The following is a 16,119-nucleotide window of genomic DNA, read 5'->3' as shown; positions in this document are numbered from 1 at the left end:
CCCTCCGGCTTCCGAATCTGCATGAGCGCCACCAAGACTGGCTTCGCCGTACGCCGAATGCGGAAATTTCCTATAGAAAACCGCCTTTTTGTCGTTTGTTGACTAACGGCGTACACTTTAATAATGTGGCTTATCCCGGCCTCACGGCGGGTCTTCATTGCGTGCGTCTCCGGGGGAGGCTCCGCAAGGGAGGAGGCAAGCCCGCCACTGAGCGCAAACAGCGCTGAGCCAGCCAGCCCGTAACAATTTGGAAACACGGGGGACTATGGTGATGGCTGTGCGTGGGTTTGATGTATTCAGTTCGAGATCAATATGTGCCGGGGCTTCCGGGCCGCGCGGATCATTCAGTAAAGCCGCTCTCGCGCTAACGGCATCGGCCGCAGCGCTGACGCTAGCCGGCACGGCATTCGCGCAGGAAACGCAGCTGCCCGGCATCGACGTCCAGGGCGCTCAAGCGAAGAAAGCCAGCGCGCCGAAAAGCAAGCCAAAGCCGAAGACCGCGCAGGCTGCTCAGTCGGAGCCTGTTGCTCCGCCGCCGACCGCCAGTCAGGGAGAAGGCGTAGCGCCGTCAGACGTTCCCTATAACACACCGGCTGGAATCAGCGTCGTAACGGCAAGCGACCTGAGCACATACGGCGGAACGGATCTCAATAACGCGCTCCGCTCACAGCCTGGCACCTACACGCGAATGAACCCTCAGAACGCGGGTCTTGCTGTCAACATTCGCGGCTTCGAAGGATCGGGCCGCGTGAATACGTTGATTGACGGCGTGCAACAGAATTTCGGGTTCACCGGCCACGAAGCACAGGGCTTCACATATATCGATCCGGGTCTTGTCGCGGGCATAGACGTCGCGCGCGGCGCCGTGACGACAGCTGGCGGTACCGGCGCGCTTGCAGGCGTTGCAAACCTCCGCACGCTCGACGTCGAAGACATCCTTCGGCCGGGCCAGAATGTTGGCGGCTTTGTAACGACGACCTGGGGAAGCAACAACGTCGGCTTCTCGGAAACGGCCGCAGCCGCGGTTCAGACGCGCGGCATAGGCATCGCTGCTGCAATCAGCCATCGTGATCCCGGTAATTACGAAAATGGCGCCGGAGTAAAAATTCCGGAAACCTCTCAGGACCTCACGTCAGGTCTGTTCAAGGTCAACCTGCGGCCCACCGAAGACCAGACGTTGCGTTTTGGCGGCGTGATTTACGACAACGACTTCTTCTCCAACTCGTATAACCAGAATGTTCGCCAGCAAACTTACACGGCCAAGTACGCCTACAATCCGATCGGCAATGACCTGATCGATTTCAGGCTCAACGGCTACTACAACGACGTCGCGATGAAATACGGAACGGATTCGACGCCGACCGTCGGAACGCCGCCGAAGGGATCAGCCTGGGGCCGTGTCATTGAAGATACGGGTCTTGGTATGGACATCTCGAATATCTCGCGCTTCTATCTTGGCGGCATTCGCGTGAAGTCGGAGTACGGCTACGAATTCTTCGGCGACAACGTGGAAGCCTACAATCGCTTTCAGCCTGCAGCGGCTGGCGGCGTCAACCCGTCGGGCTACAAATCGAAAAGCGCCGTCTTCTCCGAGACGACATTTTCGAAGGGCATCTTCGATCTGATCGTCGGATTGAAGTACGACATGTACGGTATCAATGGCAGCGGCACCGCACCTGCGGTCCCATTGCCGCCCGGCGTCGACCCTGGCCCGTATAAAGTGGACAAAGACGGAGGCGCCTTCGACCCGAAGGTGACGCTTGCTGCGCAGGTCACCGATTGGCTGCAGCCTTACATCACCTATTCCGAAACCATGCGGTCGCCAACCGCTGCGGAGTTATTCATCGGCGGCAACCATCCGGGCGCCGGAAGAATTTCCTTCGTGCCAAATCCGTTTCTTGGTCCGGAAAGCCAGCGGGGCATCGAAATTGGCGCCAACATCAAGCAGGACGGAATTTTCACGCCGACCGACGCCTTCCGCCTGAAGGCCGATTATTATCACATGGATGTCGAAGACTACATCGCAGCATGCGCCACGACTGGCGGCCAAATGTATTTCTGCAATACGCCCGGCAACTCGACGGTTCAGGGTGTCGAACTGCAGGGAACATACGATGCTGGCTATGTCTTCGCGGGCCTCAGCTATACCTACACACATACCGATCTGCCGGCGCAAACGGATGGCCTCGGCGCTCATAGCTACCTTCCCGAGCACACGGTCGTCGCTTCGGGTGGCGTACGGCTGCTCGACCGCAGGCTGACGCTCGGCGGTCGCATCTCGCACTTCTCTGAAAGCGACGTCGGCGCTCAGAATGTCGGCGGATATTACGCCGCCCAATTCATGCCTGGGTACACGCTCGTAGATTTCTTCTCGAGCTACAAAGTCACCGAGAACTTAGAGGTTGGGTTCAACATCAACAACGTCTTCGACAAAGAATACACGGAGGCGCTGACCACCCCATTCTTCGATGGCCCGAACTGCTACGGCTCGAACCTTCCGGGCTGCAATGACACAGGAATGGGCCGAACCTACTTCCTGACGGCAAAGGCGCAGTTCTGATCTGCCGTTGAACGACATCGAGAAACTATCCACCGGCGGGGTTCCGCTCTGCCGGTGTTTCGAACGAAGCAGGTTCAACAGGGAGACGAGCGAAATTGACGTTCCTTGAACGGCATGATCGTCGGCCGCGCGAAACGCGCTCGTCGGACTTCCAATCCCGCGCGTTCGAGCCTTGGCCCATACAAGGCAACGTCGTTCCGTTTGCTTTCGACAAGGCCGCAGGCAACGACCGAAGGGCACAGGATCGTGCACCGGTAGCATTGGCAAAGGCGCCGGTTGAGCCGAAGCCCGCGCAACGCGAGCCGCGCAAGATCCTGATGGCCACGATCATCGTTTCCGCAGCCGTTCACGCGGCGGCGATCGCGTCGGTCATGTCAGGCGACGCAGGCCAACAGTTCGGTACGCTATCGAGCAAGTCCGATACGTTCAGTCTCTCCACGACCCAATCGATCGTTCTCGAGTCGATCTCTTCCCATGAGGTCGACATGGCGTCTGCAGCTTCTGCGGACTCTCAGGCCGGAAGCGTGCAAGCGGCGGAATCCGCGCCTCAGGAACTGACAGAAGTTAAGGAAACGCCTCTCACCGATCAGCCCCCGCCGAAGCCGATCAAGGTCGCCGACGTGACGCCGTCGGCACTCGCGCCGACAGAAGAGCCGTTGCCGGTTCTGCGCGGCGGCGGCGAGCCGGACGCGGCCAGCGCCATCAAGGCCGAAGAGGTCTCTGCAAACCCGGTCGAAGAAGCACCCGAAGAGATCGAGACCAAAGAGGACGCCGCCGCAAAGGCCAAGCAGGAAGAGAAGGTCGAGAAAGAGCGCAAGATCGAGCAGGCTCAATCGCATCAGCAGGTCGCGGGCAGCTCGGCGTCACGGTCGAGCACGGCTCATGCCGCAGTCGACGGGCGCGTTTCCGCCAGCGCTGGTAATGCTCTAAGTTACGCCGCTGGCGTCCGCGCGCAAGTAGAGCGCAACAAACCCTCGGGGAACGGTTTGCGTGGGACGGTCCGCGTGTCGTTCGGCATCGATGCGTCCGGTGAATTGAGATATGTGAGACTTTCGGAATCGTCGGGCAGCGCCAAGCTCGATGAAGTTGCGCTGGCTGCCGTGCGCCGCGCAGCCCCATTCGGCGAACCGCCTTCCGGCCTCTCGCCATCGCAACTCGCGTACGTCATTCCGTTCTTTTTCCGCTGACGTCGGGACTGCTGGCCAAAAGGCCCTGAAACGGGGCCGGCCGCGTTAAGCAAATACGGTCATCTCCGTACACCGAACCTAAACCAGAAACGACGAGAGCACCCGAATGGCTCGGGTGCTCCCGGTAATTTTTGTTGAAGCCTGGGCCTATTTCTAGACGAGGGCTTCCTCCTTCTCGGCTTTTTCGCTCGTGGGCAATGTCAGCGGACGCTCGATCTGCGTATCGCAGACACGCGCCACGACGCCTGGTCCGAGGGCCTGAAGCGTTATCACTCGGCCATTACTGAAGCGGACGGCGTCCCGGTGGAATGGACCGTCCACCTGCGTGAACGTCGTCAGTTCCCGGTCCGATACGTCTGCATGCTCTTGAATGAACGAAGAAATGCCGGAAAGTTGGAGTTCCATGTCGCACGCCATGCAAATAGCGACCGACTGATCACCGCGGGCCACAAAACCCACGGTACCACTCGGGAACTTATTGCTGATGTACTCTTCGCCCCGTCGCGCCGGCCTGCTCTGAAACATCTCTAGAGAATAGTCGCACATGTCTGACCTCATCAGTTAGTGCCTCTATCTCGAAAAACCGGGACCTGACTTCGAAGTTCCGGCAGTGCACCACCATTTCAGATGAAACGGTTCAGGGCAGAACCTTCCATCGCTTGAACCAATTTTCAGCCTGTATCCAGGCATCCTTGGCGGCCGCCTCATGGTAACTGGGACGGTAATCAGCGTGGAAACCATGAGGTGCGCCGGGATAGATTTTGAATTCGGCAGTTTTGCCCGCGGCCGCTAAGGCTGCCTTCATCATATCCACTTGCTCCGGGGGGATTCCCTGGTCGTCGCCCCCGTAGAGGCCCAAGACCGGCGCCTTCATCTCGGAAGCAAGCTCGATCGGACTCTTGGGCCACAGCCCTTTTTGCGCGGCAGGGTCGACGAGGGAACCGTAGAACGCGACCCCGGCCTTCACGTCCGGATTGGCGGCGGAATAGACCCACACGGTGCGGCCGCCACGGCAAAAGCCTAAAATGCCGAGCTTCTCTGCGTCCCCGCCTTGGGATTTGGCCCAGCGGACGGTTGCATCCAAGTCGGCGATAAGCTGTGCGTCGGGCTTCGAATTGACGAGCGGCATCAGATCTTTGGTGTCGCTGATCTTCGTCAAGTCTCCGAGCCTGAAGTAATAGTCCGGAGCGACGGCAAATGCGCCGAGCTTGGCGAGCCGTCGCGTTACGTCCTTGATGTACTCGTGAAGACCGAAGACCTCCATCGCGACCAGAATAATGGGCGGATTATGCGCGCCCGCGGGTTTCGCATAATAGGCCGGCATAACGCCGTCCGCCGTGTCGATTTTTGCAATTCCGGTATCGAGCCCGGCAGAGCTGGTCGCGATGGGGTTCGCGCGCACGGGGCCGGCCGTAAGCGTATAGCCCGCGGCGGCAGCCGCAGACGCCGTCATAAAGCGCCGCCTCGAAAGGTACGCGCGCCGAATGAGTCCGATGAAATCCGAGGCGATTTGCGGGTGAGCGGCCATATCAACATCCCTTTCGACACACGGTCAGTCTACATCGTTATCAGCCCTTCGGCTTTTCACGATATATTGGACGGCGAGGCGGCGGAATGACGACGGCCAGTCCTGAGGAAAGTTGCTCTGACGAAAGTTGCGCAACGATAATGCGTCGTCGCGCCAAACTCTTCAGCGGATTGGTTAGGGATTGATAACCACTGTCGACGTGCGGCCCGCCACGAGCCGCAGCCCTTCCGGGACATGGTCCAGTGCGATCCGCACAGGAATACGCTGCGCGAGGCGCACCCAGCTGAATGTTGGATTGACGTTGGCGAGCAGGTTCGTGCCATCGGTTCTGTCGCGATCTTCGATACCGCCGGCGATGCTTTCGACGTGGCCGATGATGTCCCGATCTTCACCCATCATATGCACCGTCGCTCGGTTCCCCACGTGGATGAGCGGCAATTTCGTCTCTTCGAAATAGCCGTCGACGTGCAGAGAATCCTGATCGATGAGCGCAGCGACGCCCTTGCCGGCGGTAACGTAGTTGCCGGGCTTCAAATCGAAGTTCGTAATCGGACCGTTGACCGACGCGCGTACCTCGGATCGCTCGAGATTGAGCATCGCCATGTCTCTGTCAGCCTCAGCGCGATGTAAGTCAGCTTCGGCTTTGGCCTCGATTGCGGTCACCTGCTCGATCTTTTGCTGGGTGACCGCGATGTTTGTCATGTTGTGATAACGCACGAGGTCCTTTTGGGCAGCGTCGAGCGTCGCCTTCTGCCCCTCGACATTGGCTTGGGACTGTCGCAGCGCCAGCTCGAACCGATCGCGGTCAATGCGGAAGAGAATGTCTCCCTTTTTCACGACTTGGTTGTCACGCACGAGAACCTCGGTGACGAGGCCGGAGACGTCAGGGGCGATCTCAATGATATCGGCACGGACGCGTCCATCGCGCGTCCAGGGCTCGAGTTCATAATGGACCCACAGCCGCCATCCAATGAATATGGCGAACCCAACAACCATGAGTGTTGCGATCAAGCGGCCGAGTTTGGCCAATAGAGAAGTCATTAGTAAACCTTCGTAAGAAGCAGGACGCTCAGGCCGAGCAGGCAAACAAAAACGGAGAGATTGAAAAGCGATTTATGCCAGACGAAGCGGTAGACGCCGGCGTAGCGCAGGCAGCGTGCAACGACGGACATGCCCAAATAGGCAACGATGGCGCAAACGAGAACGGATGGCACGAGGACACCGAAGATGCTGATTTCTGCGTTCATTCGGCAGCCTCCAAAAGTTCCGGTGTATGCGGCAAATCTGGCGGCGGCGACGCGCCGGGGAAGAGACTGCGCCTCAACCCGACAAGTCCAAGGAGAGCCTTGCGCGCCGAAACGCCCTGTTCGTCGCGCACGGCATCGATGGCGCTGTTGATCGCGGTCAGAAGAAGATCCGACCGGTGAGCGTCTTGGCCGGCGCGATAGTGCCGCTTCAACCTGATGAGAACGGCATCGACTCTTCGTCGTGAATACGTTGTGACATCCGCACGCGCGCGCCGAAGGTCGACGATATTGAAGCCTTGCCGCAATTGACCGATCGCATCGGGGAGCATGTGACCGGCGGCCTTCGCGCGCGGCGCCAGCAGTACGAGCCGGTCGAGCATCAGTCCCGTCAAACGCCCATCATGGGAAGAGTCATTCGAATTTGCGATCTCCGAGAGCGTCGCCCTGTTCGCCTTCGCGAGGCGTCGGATGCTCCATTCGGCGCCGACTGGGCGCAACAGTGAAGTCATGACAGCCGCAAGACCGACACCGAAAGTCGTCGCGATGCTCAAATTAATGAATGCGGCGGCATCGACGTTAAAGGTAACTTGGAGACCGAGCGTCGCCATGAAGTTGATGCCCAGCGAAAGACCGATCAGCAACGTTTCGGGCTTTGATATGAACAAGCCCGTCATCAAAAGCGCCGGAGCCAGCGCCAGAACAAGAGTTTCAAAGTTGTGCACGTGCGGAAGAATGCCGAACACGTAAACACCGGCTGAGATCGCGGCGATCACGGCCCACTTGGCGAAGGCCACAATGGACGGCACCGGATTATCCTGAGCCGCAAACAGCGCTCCGGCGACTGCAGCCATCATGGCTGCCACTCCGCCTTCCGGCCATGCAAGCAAAATCCAGAAGGTGCAGCACACGATGATTGTCGCGAAGCTGACGATGGCGGAAGCGAGCGCTAGGCCGCGGTCGCGATGGCGCACCGGATTGGCAAGATCTGCAATCCGGTAAGCGAAATCGTCCGGACGAGGCTCGGTGTTTCCTTCCATAGCTGTCACCACGTGCTGACAATCGCCGCGGATCGCAACGAGATCGCGCAGCCTCATCAGAAGCGTGAGCTCGATAAGATCTCGCCACGTCCGTGAAGCCGGCTGGCCCTCAATGCGCGCATCGATATCTTTGCGCAGAACGTCGACATCCTGCGGCTTGGCCGAATGCTCCGGTGTCAGCCAATGCTCCGTGCGCTCGAGAAGAGCATGTACCGCACGTGACGCCCCGCCGAGCGAAGCAAGCTCGCGCAGCCCGTCGGAAATGGACGATAAAATTGGAAGTAGCATCAGCATTCGCGGCCGAATTTCTTGGATGAGACGCGGCAGTTCCGGATGTCCGCCCGCATCGTAGTTGAGATGGCTCGCGAGATTTTCGATTTCCCCCGTATCGGCTGCGAGACGCAGGCGATGCGCATCGGCTTCGGGTCCGGACTTCGCTTCGAGGGCGTCGCGCGTACTGGCATCAGCGCTCATCAGCCATGACTTCAGTCTTTGAGCGACGGCCGTAACGACAGGCCGGGGAAACACGACGCTCGAGACCACGGCCGCGCAGACGATGCCGAGAATGATTTCCTCTGCACGCGATAGCGCCACGTCAAAAATAGTGTCTGGAGCATCGACTGTCGGAAACCCGATCAGCGCGGCGGTATAGCCGGCGAGCATGAACACGTAGCTTCTCGGTGTACGATCGAGCAGCGAAATATAAAGACAAACCGTTATCCAGATTGCCATGCCGAGCACGAGCAAGACCGGTGCATTTGCGAGGTTGGGAACCATGACGACGGCCGCAGCCGCGCCAATCACTGTTCCGAGAACGCGAAAAATGGCCTTCGATCGCGTCGCGCCCGATAACGGATTGGACGCGATATAGACCGTCGCAACAGCCCAGTACGGGTTCGGGAGCGCAATCCAAAGACTAATCAGCAGCGCCAGAACGGCGGCCGCAAACGTCTTGATGGAGAACAGCCATTGTTGTGTCGTGGGCAGGCCCATCGAATTTCCTAGAAACCGAAAGGCATGCCTCGCGGCTCAAAGTTAGATCTTGAATACTTAGTCTGTCGCGTATAAATGACTGCGCAGTCACTTTTGTCAAGGCGCGCAATGACGCTCAGCATGCAACCAATGCATGGGTCGTAATCGCAAACCGAAGGGCTCGCCGGCCAAGGCTCGCTCGGCCAGAATCGGTCAGAACATGAGGTCACATGCAGAAGGCTGCACAACAGGAGACGCGTCCGGCAGGCCGCCGCCGCGCGCCGGTCGTTCGCCGCCGCGGCACGAGCCCCGAGAAGACGGCCCAAACGCGACAGACGATTGCAGACGCGGCGCTCGCTGAGTTCCTCGAAAAAGGCTTTGCCGACGCCACGATAGAAAGCGTTGCGAAACGCGCGGGCGTCGCGAAAGGCCTGATCTATCGCTACTTCGAAGCCAAGGAGGCGCTTTTCTCCGCTGTGGTTCAGCAGGAGATCGTGCACGCTCACATCGACGTGGATGATTCGAAGAAGGCGGCCGGCGAGAGTGTCGAAGCGTTTTTGCGGCGGACGCTAGTCCCATCCATTCGCAACATCGAAAAGAAGAGCCGGGCCGACATCGCCAGCGTCGTGATTGCGGAGGGCGCGAGATTTCCCGCGCTCGTCGAAATTTATCGCCGCGATGTGATCGATCCACTCGCGCAGAAGATCAAGCGTCTCGCGCTTTCCGCGAAAAAATCAGGAGAGATCGTCGACGATCACCTGATAAAGAATCCGCATTTTCTGCTGGCCCCGATTTGGGCGGGCATCGTGATCAACAAATTTTTGGATAAATCCAATCCGGTCGATATCGGCGAGATGTTTGAAAGACAACTCGACATGATATTTTCCGGCAAAGGCAAATGACAGGAGACGACCTGATTGGAAGTTGGCATTGACAGTTTTGCGGCAATCATGCCGGGCGCCGCAGATGAGACACTGTCGCCTGCCGGCCGGATCGCCAATCTCATTGAAGAAATCGAAACCGCCGACAGGTGTGGGCTCGATGTATTCGGAATAGGTGAGCACCATCGCCCCGAGTTTCTTGATTCAGCGCCAGCCGTTATTCTCAGCGCCGCCGCAGCGCGAACCAAAACGATCCGGCTGACGAGCGCCGTCACGGTTCTAAGCGCGGCAGACCCGGTTCGGGTTTTTCAAGAGTTCGCAACGCTCGATCTGATTTCAAAAGGCCGGGCCGAGCTCGTCGTCGGCCGGGGTTCGTTCGGCGAGGCCTATCCCTTGTTCGGGTTGCGCTTCGACGATTACGATGCTTTGTTCGTCGAGAAGCTTGAACTGCTGCTGCAAATACGCGCCAACACGCAAGTTCATTGGTCGGGGAAATTTCGCCCCGAACTTACCGGACAGGGCATCTATCCGCGGCCATATCAATCCGAACTCCCCGTGTGGCTGGGTGTCGGCGGCACGAGGCAATCCTTCGTTCGTGCCGGTCTCCTCGGGTTGCCCTTGATGGTTGCAATCATCGGCGGCGAATTTCGCCGTTTCCGCCCGCTTGTCGATCTCTATCGCGAGGCGTGGCGCCGCGCCGGCCATCCAGTGGAACGCCAAAGAGTGGGCGTTCATGCTCTCGGCTTCGTCGCCGAGAGTTCGGCCGAAGCAAGAGACACATTCTTTCCCGGGTGGTCACACATGTTCACCCAAATCGGACGCGAGCGAGGTTGGCCGCCCGTCACGCGCGCTCAGTTTGATGCCATGTGCGGTCCCGGCGGCGCATTCCTGATTGGCGATCCCGAAACAGTTGCGCGGAAGATGATCGAAGCGAGCGCCGATCTCGGCGGCGTGTCGCGTTTCACGTTCCAGATGAGCTCCGCATCAACGGAACACCAAGCGATGATGAAATCGATAGAGCTTCTCGGAACCGAGGCTGCTCCCATCGCGCGCGAAGGCCTCAGTACTGGTTCCCGATGATATCCTGAAGCGATTGTGGCAACCACGGTTCGCTTTTGGGCGGCTTCTCCGGTTGAACAACAGGCTCCTCCGGCGGCGGCGGATTGCCCAGGAAAAAAAGCAGCGGAGGAAGTGCAGGCTTCTCTTGCTGGACGATCACTGTTTCGACAACGACCGGCGCCGGCCGATTGATCCGGGGAGCACGCTGGGAATAGGCAAGAACCCTGCTTTTCCGCCTTTCGGCGGGACGCTTGGTCTGGACGAGAGGACCGACGGCCGTATCATCGTTCTGAGCAGCAACGGTGTCGAACCCTCCCGCAAAGCTCGAAAATTCGACCTCCGTCTTGAATGATGCCTGCGGGCTGGTCGGCAAATCGGCGATCGCGTAATCCTGACTGTTGAACGGGAGGCTCCAGCGTCTTTCGTCCATCACAATCGCTGGCAACGCGGCGCTGTTTGTTTCAGTCGCAGTCTCAGCCGCGGTCTGGGTCTCCTCCGGCGAAAGAGTTTCCGCTGAACCTTCGTAAGCGGCGGACGGTTCTTCGGTCGTCGCTGCCTCAGCCGTTACCGCAGGGAAGTCTTCGCGGTCCGGGTGAAAGGAGACAGTCTGCGAGGCCAATTGTCGCCGCAAGCCCTCAGCAAAACTCAGGCGATCTTCCAATATGAAATTGGGTGCCTCGATTTTCGCCGCGCGAGGCAATCGGCTTGGCGCGAAAGCGAAGGCAAGCGGAACCAATAGCAAGATGAGCGCAATCCGCGCGGTAAGCTCCGCATCTTTGGGGCGCAACCGCTCGAACGAAAGACCGGCGAAGCGTCGGCTGAGATGATCTCTCCAAGCGTCGGTGCTCCAGCCGTCGAAGATTTTTGCGAAGGTCTCGGCAAAGCCGGCGGCGACGGGCGCCGGAGCAACATCAGCTCGTGGATCAGCTTGTGGCTCGTCAGTAGAGGCGCTGAGAAACACAGGAAGGTCGCGCTGCTCCGGATGGAATTCGTTTGCTTCCGCCGGTCGCGCAAAGCGCAGCTTGCGAAGCCGCCGCACGGTGTCGCTGCCATTGCCTTTCTGACCGTCGGCCGCCACGTGGTGAGGTTCCTGATTAAAGAAATGCTCGATTGGGCTGTAAATTAGCGAAAAATACGATGCGCTTCTGAAAGCAATAGACCGGGGAATAAATCGTTGCAGATGTATTACTCAGCAGGGTTGACGGATTCTTGCTGACGTTCAGTGTACGGCGTATAATTTATTTTTAATGGCCAATATCGGCCATCTCACGGCTGTTCAGCGAAGCCCACTTTTGCAAATCACAAGTTGAACCCGGTCTCCGGCGGGCCGATTGAGTGTCCACAGGTGGCATGAAAATATGGTTGACCGCATAGGTTGTTATCTGCGACAAGCGCTGTCAGCGAATGAAGAACTATTCGTATCTGCGGTTGAATCGCCGCTGACCTGAAAGCGGGTGAACATGCTTCACCCGTTGTTCGGAAGATTTCCTTCCTAGCCAAATATGAACATTGCGGAATCGCCTGCCGGCCGGGTAGGCCGAAAACCCGCGATCTGTGCCAACCAGACATAGCAAGCCGATAGCGAGTGGATTGTCCTATTTCACAATCTGAGCAAACGCGCGTTCTTGTCCTCGAAGCATCGCGGAGTGAGCGGAATTACTGGTCCGACCTTTGGCATTACCGCGAGCTGTTTGCCATCCTTGCTTGGCGCGACGTCGCGGTGCGCTACAAGCAGACCGTCATGGGTGTCGCCTGGGCAATCGTCCGTCCGCTGGTGACGATGATCATCTTCACGGTCGTGTTCGGCAAGCTCGCGAAACTGCCGAGCGACGGGGATGTGCCGTATCCCATCCTGGTGTTCGCCGGCATGCTTCCGTGGTTCCTGTTTTCGAGCATTCTCAGCGAAGCTTCGAACAGCCTCATCGGCAACGCCAGCCTGATCAGTAAGGTCTATTTCCCGCGCCTGATCGTGCCAGCGTCCGCAGGCGTCGTCGCGCTCGTCGATTTCATGATCAATCTCGCAATCCTCTTTGGCTTGATGGCATGGTATGAATTCGTGCCGGGCTGGCAGATCGTGTTTCTTCCCGCATTCATTGCATTTGCCGTCGCGGCGAGCCTTGGGCCGGCCCTTTTCATCACCGCGCTGAACGTCAAATACCGCGACGTCCGCTATGCGATCCCCTTTGCGATTCAATTCGGCCTCTATGTTTCGCCCGTCGGCTTTTCGAGCGAGATCATCCCCGCGGACATGCGGTTCTGGTACAGCCTCAACCCGGTCGTCGGCGTTATCGATGGATTTCGTTGGAGCCTTCTCGGCGGCGAGAGCCAGCTCTACATCCCGGGGCTTTTGGCGGGCCTCGGCGTTACGGCTTTTATGATGTGGTACGGCATCAGATACTTTCGTGGCGCCGAACGTGCGTTCGCGGATCTCGTGTAAGGCTTCGTTCCGTTGATGAGGGACGTCGTCATTCGCGCCGAACATCTCGGCAAGCGCTACATCATCGGACATAACGCCCCGCGCGAGCGCTACACCTCGCTGCGTGATGTGGTGGCGCGCACGACGACGCGATTTTTGCGCACCGCCTTCGACGTTGCGCGGGGCCATCAGCTAATTTCAGGCGATGAAATTGAGGAATTCTGGGCGCTGAAGGATGTCTCGTTCGAGCTCAAGCGCGGCGATGTCGTCGGCGTCATCGGCCGTAACGGCGCGGGAAAATCGACGCTTCTGAAAGTTCTGTCACGCATCACCGAACCGACGAGCGGCAGGGTCGAAATCAAGGGTCGCATCGCGAGCCTTCTGGAAGTCGGCACCGGCTTTCATCCCGAACTGACCGGGCGAGAAAACATCTTCCTCAATGGCGCCATCCTCGGCATGAGGCGCGCTGAGATCGAACGAAAGTTCGATGAAATCGTAGCGTTCGCGGAAGTCGAGAAATTCCTCGACACGCCGGTGAAGCGCTACTCCAGCGGCATGTATGTGCGCTTGGCTTTCGCAGTCGCGGCCCACTTGGAGCCGGAAATTCTCGTCGTTGATGAAGTGTTGGCGGTTGGCGACGCGGAATTTCAGAGGAAATGTCTCGGCAAGATGAAGGATGTCGCGGGACAAGGGAGAACAGTGATCTTCGTCAGCCACAACCTCGCGGCAGTCAAAGCCCTGTGTACCCGAAGCATTCTCCTCAGGGCCGGCCGTGTCGCCTGCGACGGTTCAGTCGACGCCGTCATCAAGCAATACGTCAGTGCGAGCGACGCCGCCCATTCGATTTCGTTTGACGAGAATAAAACCCGGCCCGCGATCTCGGCGATCGAGGTAAATAGCGAGGCGCTCATCGAACGCGACTTGATCGTCGACATCCATTTTGCGTCGCCCCGGCCTCTGCACACCGCAGTCGGCGGCATTGTGCTGCGAGCCGATACCGGCGAGCCGGTCTGGGGCTCCAATAGCCGGTTTCATCCAAGCTTAAAGCTCGTCAAGGGCCTCACGCATGGAGTCCTGCGATGCGAGGCGCGCCAATTACCGATCCGCCCCGGCCGATATTCCCTGTCGGCATGGCTCGGCGACTGGCACGAAGACCACGACGCCAGGATCGATGTTTTGAGTTTCGTCATCGGAGAAGATGACGCGCACGTCCTACGCCCGCCGGTATCAGCAGTGGGCCACCTCGATTGGCCCGCGGAATGGGGCACTGCCGACGCAGCATCCGCGCTTCCCGCAGCTTGAGCCGTGCGTGGCCACAAATCTCTAAGCGCGCTGTGTGACCACCCGAAGTTCATCAATCGAGAATTCTCCCACCACCATATTTTGGTCGAGATCTTCCCATGACAAACATTCCCTATGACCACCATCACAACCTGCATTCGCTTTCAGGCGCGAGGCACGCGCTGGCCTATCTCCTATCCGGGAACGAATTCTCGAGCCTTCTGGATGTTGGAGCAGGGGTCGGAAACTGGCTGCGTGCGGCACGCGAGATGGGCATCGACGACGTGCTCGGCATCGACGGCGTTGCGGCTGATTTGGCAGATCTTCATGTTGAAACCAGCCGCATCAAGATCTTTGACCTGCGCGAACCTGTGTGGCTCGGCAGACGCTTCGACGTCGTACTTTGTCTGGAGGTTGCGGAACATCTTCACGAGGACTGGGCGGCTACCCTGGTGCGGACGCTCTGCACGCACGGAGAGTGTATATTCTTCTCCGCTGCAGCACCCGGCCAGCACGGCGAGCATCACGTGAATTGCCGTTGGCCGACATACTGGCAAGCCCTGTTCAACGATCGTGGCTTCGCCTGCCGGGACGATGTGCGTCCGATGATCTGGAACGACAGCATGATCGAACCTTGGTACCGGCAGAACATCTTTTCTGCGCGCTTCGATCCCGAAAACGCAGGCAATGAGCCGCGCATCCAACACCTCATTCATCCCGAAATGACCTCACATATGGATTTTCCCGACTCGCCCATCGCGAAGCGGCATCTGGACCTCTCTCAGGGCAAATATCACCCGTCGCATTATTTGCGCCTGCTCAACCGATCCGTAGGCAAACACTTCGGAATGCGCTTGCCCATTCGCTGACGTACGAGTGCCGCCGCGCCGGATAGGAACACGAAGTGTCGAACGGCATCTCTGTCGTCATTTGCGCGCACAATAGCGCCGAGCGTCTTCCGCCAACGATCGAGGCGCTGGCGCGATGCAAAGCCGAATTTCCCGTCGAGATCATTATAGTCGACAATAATTCGAGCGACGACACGGCGGAGCGGGCGCAGGCCGCCTGGAACGATTGCGGCAACGTCCGCTTCGCTTTCACGATCATCAGGGAACCGCAGGCCGGCTTATCGTATGCGCGCCGCGCCGGAACGCGCGCCGCATCATTCGACGTCATTCTGTTCTGTGACGACGATAATTGGCTCGCCGAAGACTACCTGATAAACGCCGTGAGGATCATGCAGGATCCCACAATCGGGGCGGCAGGCGGCTGCTCGACTCCGGCGAACCCGGAAAGCCTGCCGCCCTGGTTTTATACCTTCTCCTGGGGTTTCGCGGTTGGCGTTCCGATATCGAGAATTGTGTATTTGCCCGACGCGCCGGAGACGGAAAGGCAGGTTGATGCCCTTTGGGGTGCCGGCCTCGTCACGCGGAGAGACCTGATCGCATTTCTATACACGTTGCCGGGGTTTCCCGTGCTGAGCGGGCGGAAAGGAGAGAAGCTCCTTTCCGGCGAGGATATCGAGATCTCCGCTTGTGTGGCCTGCGCCGGATACAAATTGATTTTCAACGAAAGACTACAGTTCAGGCACGCCATCGCGCCGTCGCGGCTGACAACAGCTTATGCGAAACGCCTATTCGCAAGCTTCGAAGAGGGGTTTGCGGTCACCGGTCAATACACGAAGATCATCACAGCTTTCGATGCTCCGTTGCGGGCGGCGGCTGTTGGCTGCGCTCGCATCGCCAAGCACATCCTGCTTCGGCGATTGACACGGGAATCTTTCCTGTCGCTGCTCGCAGCGCTGCGCCTGCCCGGATTGATGACGAGCGATCAGAGGCAAATTTATCGAACGGTGCAGAGCGTTCGTGCGCATAGGTCAGTACCGCATAAGCCGGTGCGGCCGGCACTGCGAAACGTAGTGTCCGAAAACCCGGCTTAGTGCCACGTTGAT

At 58.8% G+C, this 16,119-nt stretch carries 14 protein-coding genes; 8 read left to right on the top strand and 6 right to left on the bottom strand.

What is annotated here, in order from left to right:
- Window positions 1-271: 271 nt before the first annotated feature.
- Both BM399_RS12390 and BM399_RS12385 read left to right on the top strand, forming a co-directional pair.
- Window positions 272-2,560: a TonB-dependent receptor domain-containing protein gene (locus BM399_RS12390; protein ID WP_177228149.1), complete on the top strand. Its 2,289-nt coding sequence runs from the start codon at window positions 272-274 to the stop codon at window positions 2,558-2,560.
- 95 nt (window positions 2,561-2,655) lie between these two features.
- Window positions 2,656-3,747: a TonB family protein gene (locus BM399_RS12385; RefSeq protein WP_092867983.1), complete on the top strand. Its 1,092-nt coding sequence runs from the start codon at window positions 2,656-2,658 to the stop codon at window positions 3,745-3,747.
- A gap of 153 nt (window positions 3,748-3,900) precedes the next feature.
- Here BM399_RS12385 and BM399_RS20955 read toward each other — a convergent pair whose 3' ends face one another.
- The 5 genes from BM399_RS20955 to BM399_RS12360 all read right to left on the bottom strand — a co-directional run bounded on the left by BM399_RS20955 (window position 3,901) and on the right by BM399_RS12360 (window position 8,552).
- Window positions 3,901-4,152: a hypothetical protein gene (locus tag BM399_RS20955; RefSeq protein WP_143117820.1), complete on the bottom strand. Its 252-nt coding sequence runs from the start codon at window positions 4,150-4,152 to the stop codon at window positions 3,901-3,903.
- Window positions 4,153-4,384: 232 nt separating this feature from the next.
- A complete protein-coding gene (locus tag BM399_RS12375; protein WP_092867981.1) occupies window positions 4,385-5,275 on the bottom strand; it encodes a dienelactone hydrolase family protein in 891 nt (296 codons plus the stop codon).
- Between the two features lie 174 nt (window positions 5,276-5,449).
- Window positions 5,450-6,316: an efflux RND transporter periplasmic adaptor subunit gene (locus tag BM399_RS12370; protein WP_092867980.1), complete on the bottom strand. Its 867-nt coding sequence runs from the start codon at window positions 6,314-6,316 to the stop codon at window positions 5,450-5,452.
- Complete coding sequence (locus BM399_RS12365; RefSeq protein ID WP_092867979.1) at window positions 6,316-6,522, bottom strand: DUF1656 domain-containing protein; 207 nt, start codon at window positions 6,520-6,522, stop codon at window positions 6,316-6,318. The genes BM399_RS12370 and BM399_RS12365 overlap by 1 nt, the downstream gene beginning before the upstream one ends.
- Entirely contained in the window at window positions 6,519-8,552 is a 2,034-nt protein-coding gene (locus BM399_RS12360) for an FUSC family protein (protein ID WP_092867978.1), read from the bottom strand. Before BM399_RS12360 ends, BM399_RS12365 begins: the two co-directional genes overlap by 4 nt.
- A 209-nt stretch (window positions 8,553-8,761) precedes the next feature.
- On the opposite strand from BM399_RS12360, the gene BM399_RS12355 reads away from it, so the two are divergent.
- Both BM399_RS12355 and BM399_RS12350 read left to right on the top strand, forming a co-directional pair.
- Window positions 8,762-9,433, top strand: coding sequence for a TetR/AcrR family transcriptional regulator (locus BM399_RS12355; RefSeq protein WP_092867977.1), 672 nt, complete (start codon window positions 8,762-8,764; stop codon window positions 9,431-9,433).
- A gap of 15 nt (window positions 9,434-9,448) precedes the next feature.
- A complete protein-coding gene (locus BM399_RS12350; protein WP_092867976.1) occupies window positions 9,449-10,492 on the top strand; it encodes an LLM class flavin-dependent oxidoreductase in 1,044 nt (347 codons plus the stop codon).
- On the opposite strand, the gene BM399_RS12345 is transcribed toward BM399_RS12350, so the two are convergent.
- The gene (locus tag BM399_RS12345) at window positions 10,473-11,549 is read right to left on the bottom strand and encodes a hypothetical protein (RefSeq protein WP_092867975.1); all 1,077 of its coding nucleotides are present in this window, start codon (window positions 11,547-11,549) and stop codon (window positions 10,473-10,475) included. The genes BM399_RS12350 and BM399_RS12345 overlap by 20 nt on opposite strands.
- Window positions 11,550-12,056: 507 nt before the next feature.
- On the opposite strand from BM399_RS12345, the gene BM399_RS12340 reads away from it, so the two are divergent.
- From BM399_RS12340 to BM399_RS12325, 4 genes are all read left to right on the top strand, one after another.
- Entirely contained in the window at window positions 12,057-12,908 is an 852-nt protein-coding gene (locus BM399_RS12340; RefSeq protein WP_092867974.1) for an ABC transporter permease, read from the top strand.
- Between the two features lie 15 nt (window positions 12,909-12,923).
- Entirely contained in the window at window positions 12,924-14,189 is a 1,266-nt protein-coding gene (locus BM399_RS12335; RefSeq protein ID WP_092867973.1) for an ABC transporter ATP-binding protein, read from the top strand.
- A 98-nt stretch (window positions 14,190-14,287) separates the two neighbouring features.
- Window positions 14,288-15,037, top strand: coding sequence for a class I SAM-dependent methyltransferase (locus tag BM399_RS12330; protein WP_092867972.1), 750 nt, complete (start codon window positions 14,288-14,290; stop codon window positions 15,035-15,037).
- Window positions 15,038-15,072: 35 nt separating this feature from the next.
- Entirely contained in the window at window positions 15,073-16,107 is a 1,035-nt protein-coding gene (locus tag BM399_RS12325; protein WP_092867971.1) for a glycosyltransferase, read from the top strand.
- Window positions 16,108-16,119 lie beyond the last annotated feature (12 nt).

It is taken from the genome of Hyphomicrobium facile, assembly GCF_900116175.1.
GTDB lineage: Bacteria > Pseudomonadota > Alphaproteobacteria > Rhizobiales > Hyphomicrobiaceae > Hyphomicrobium_B > Hyphomicrobium_B facile.
This window is presented reverse-complemented; position numbering and strand designations above follow the sequence as displayed.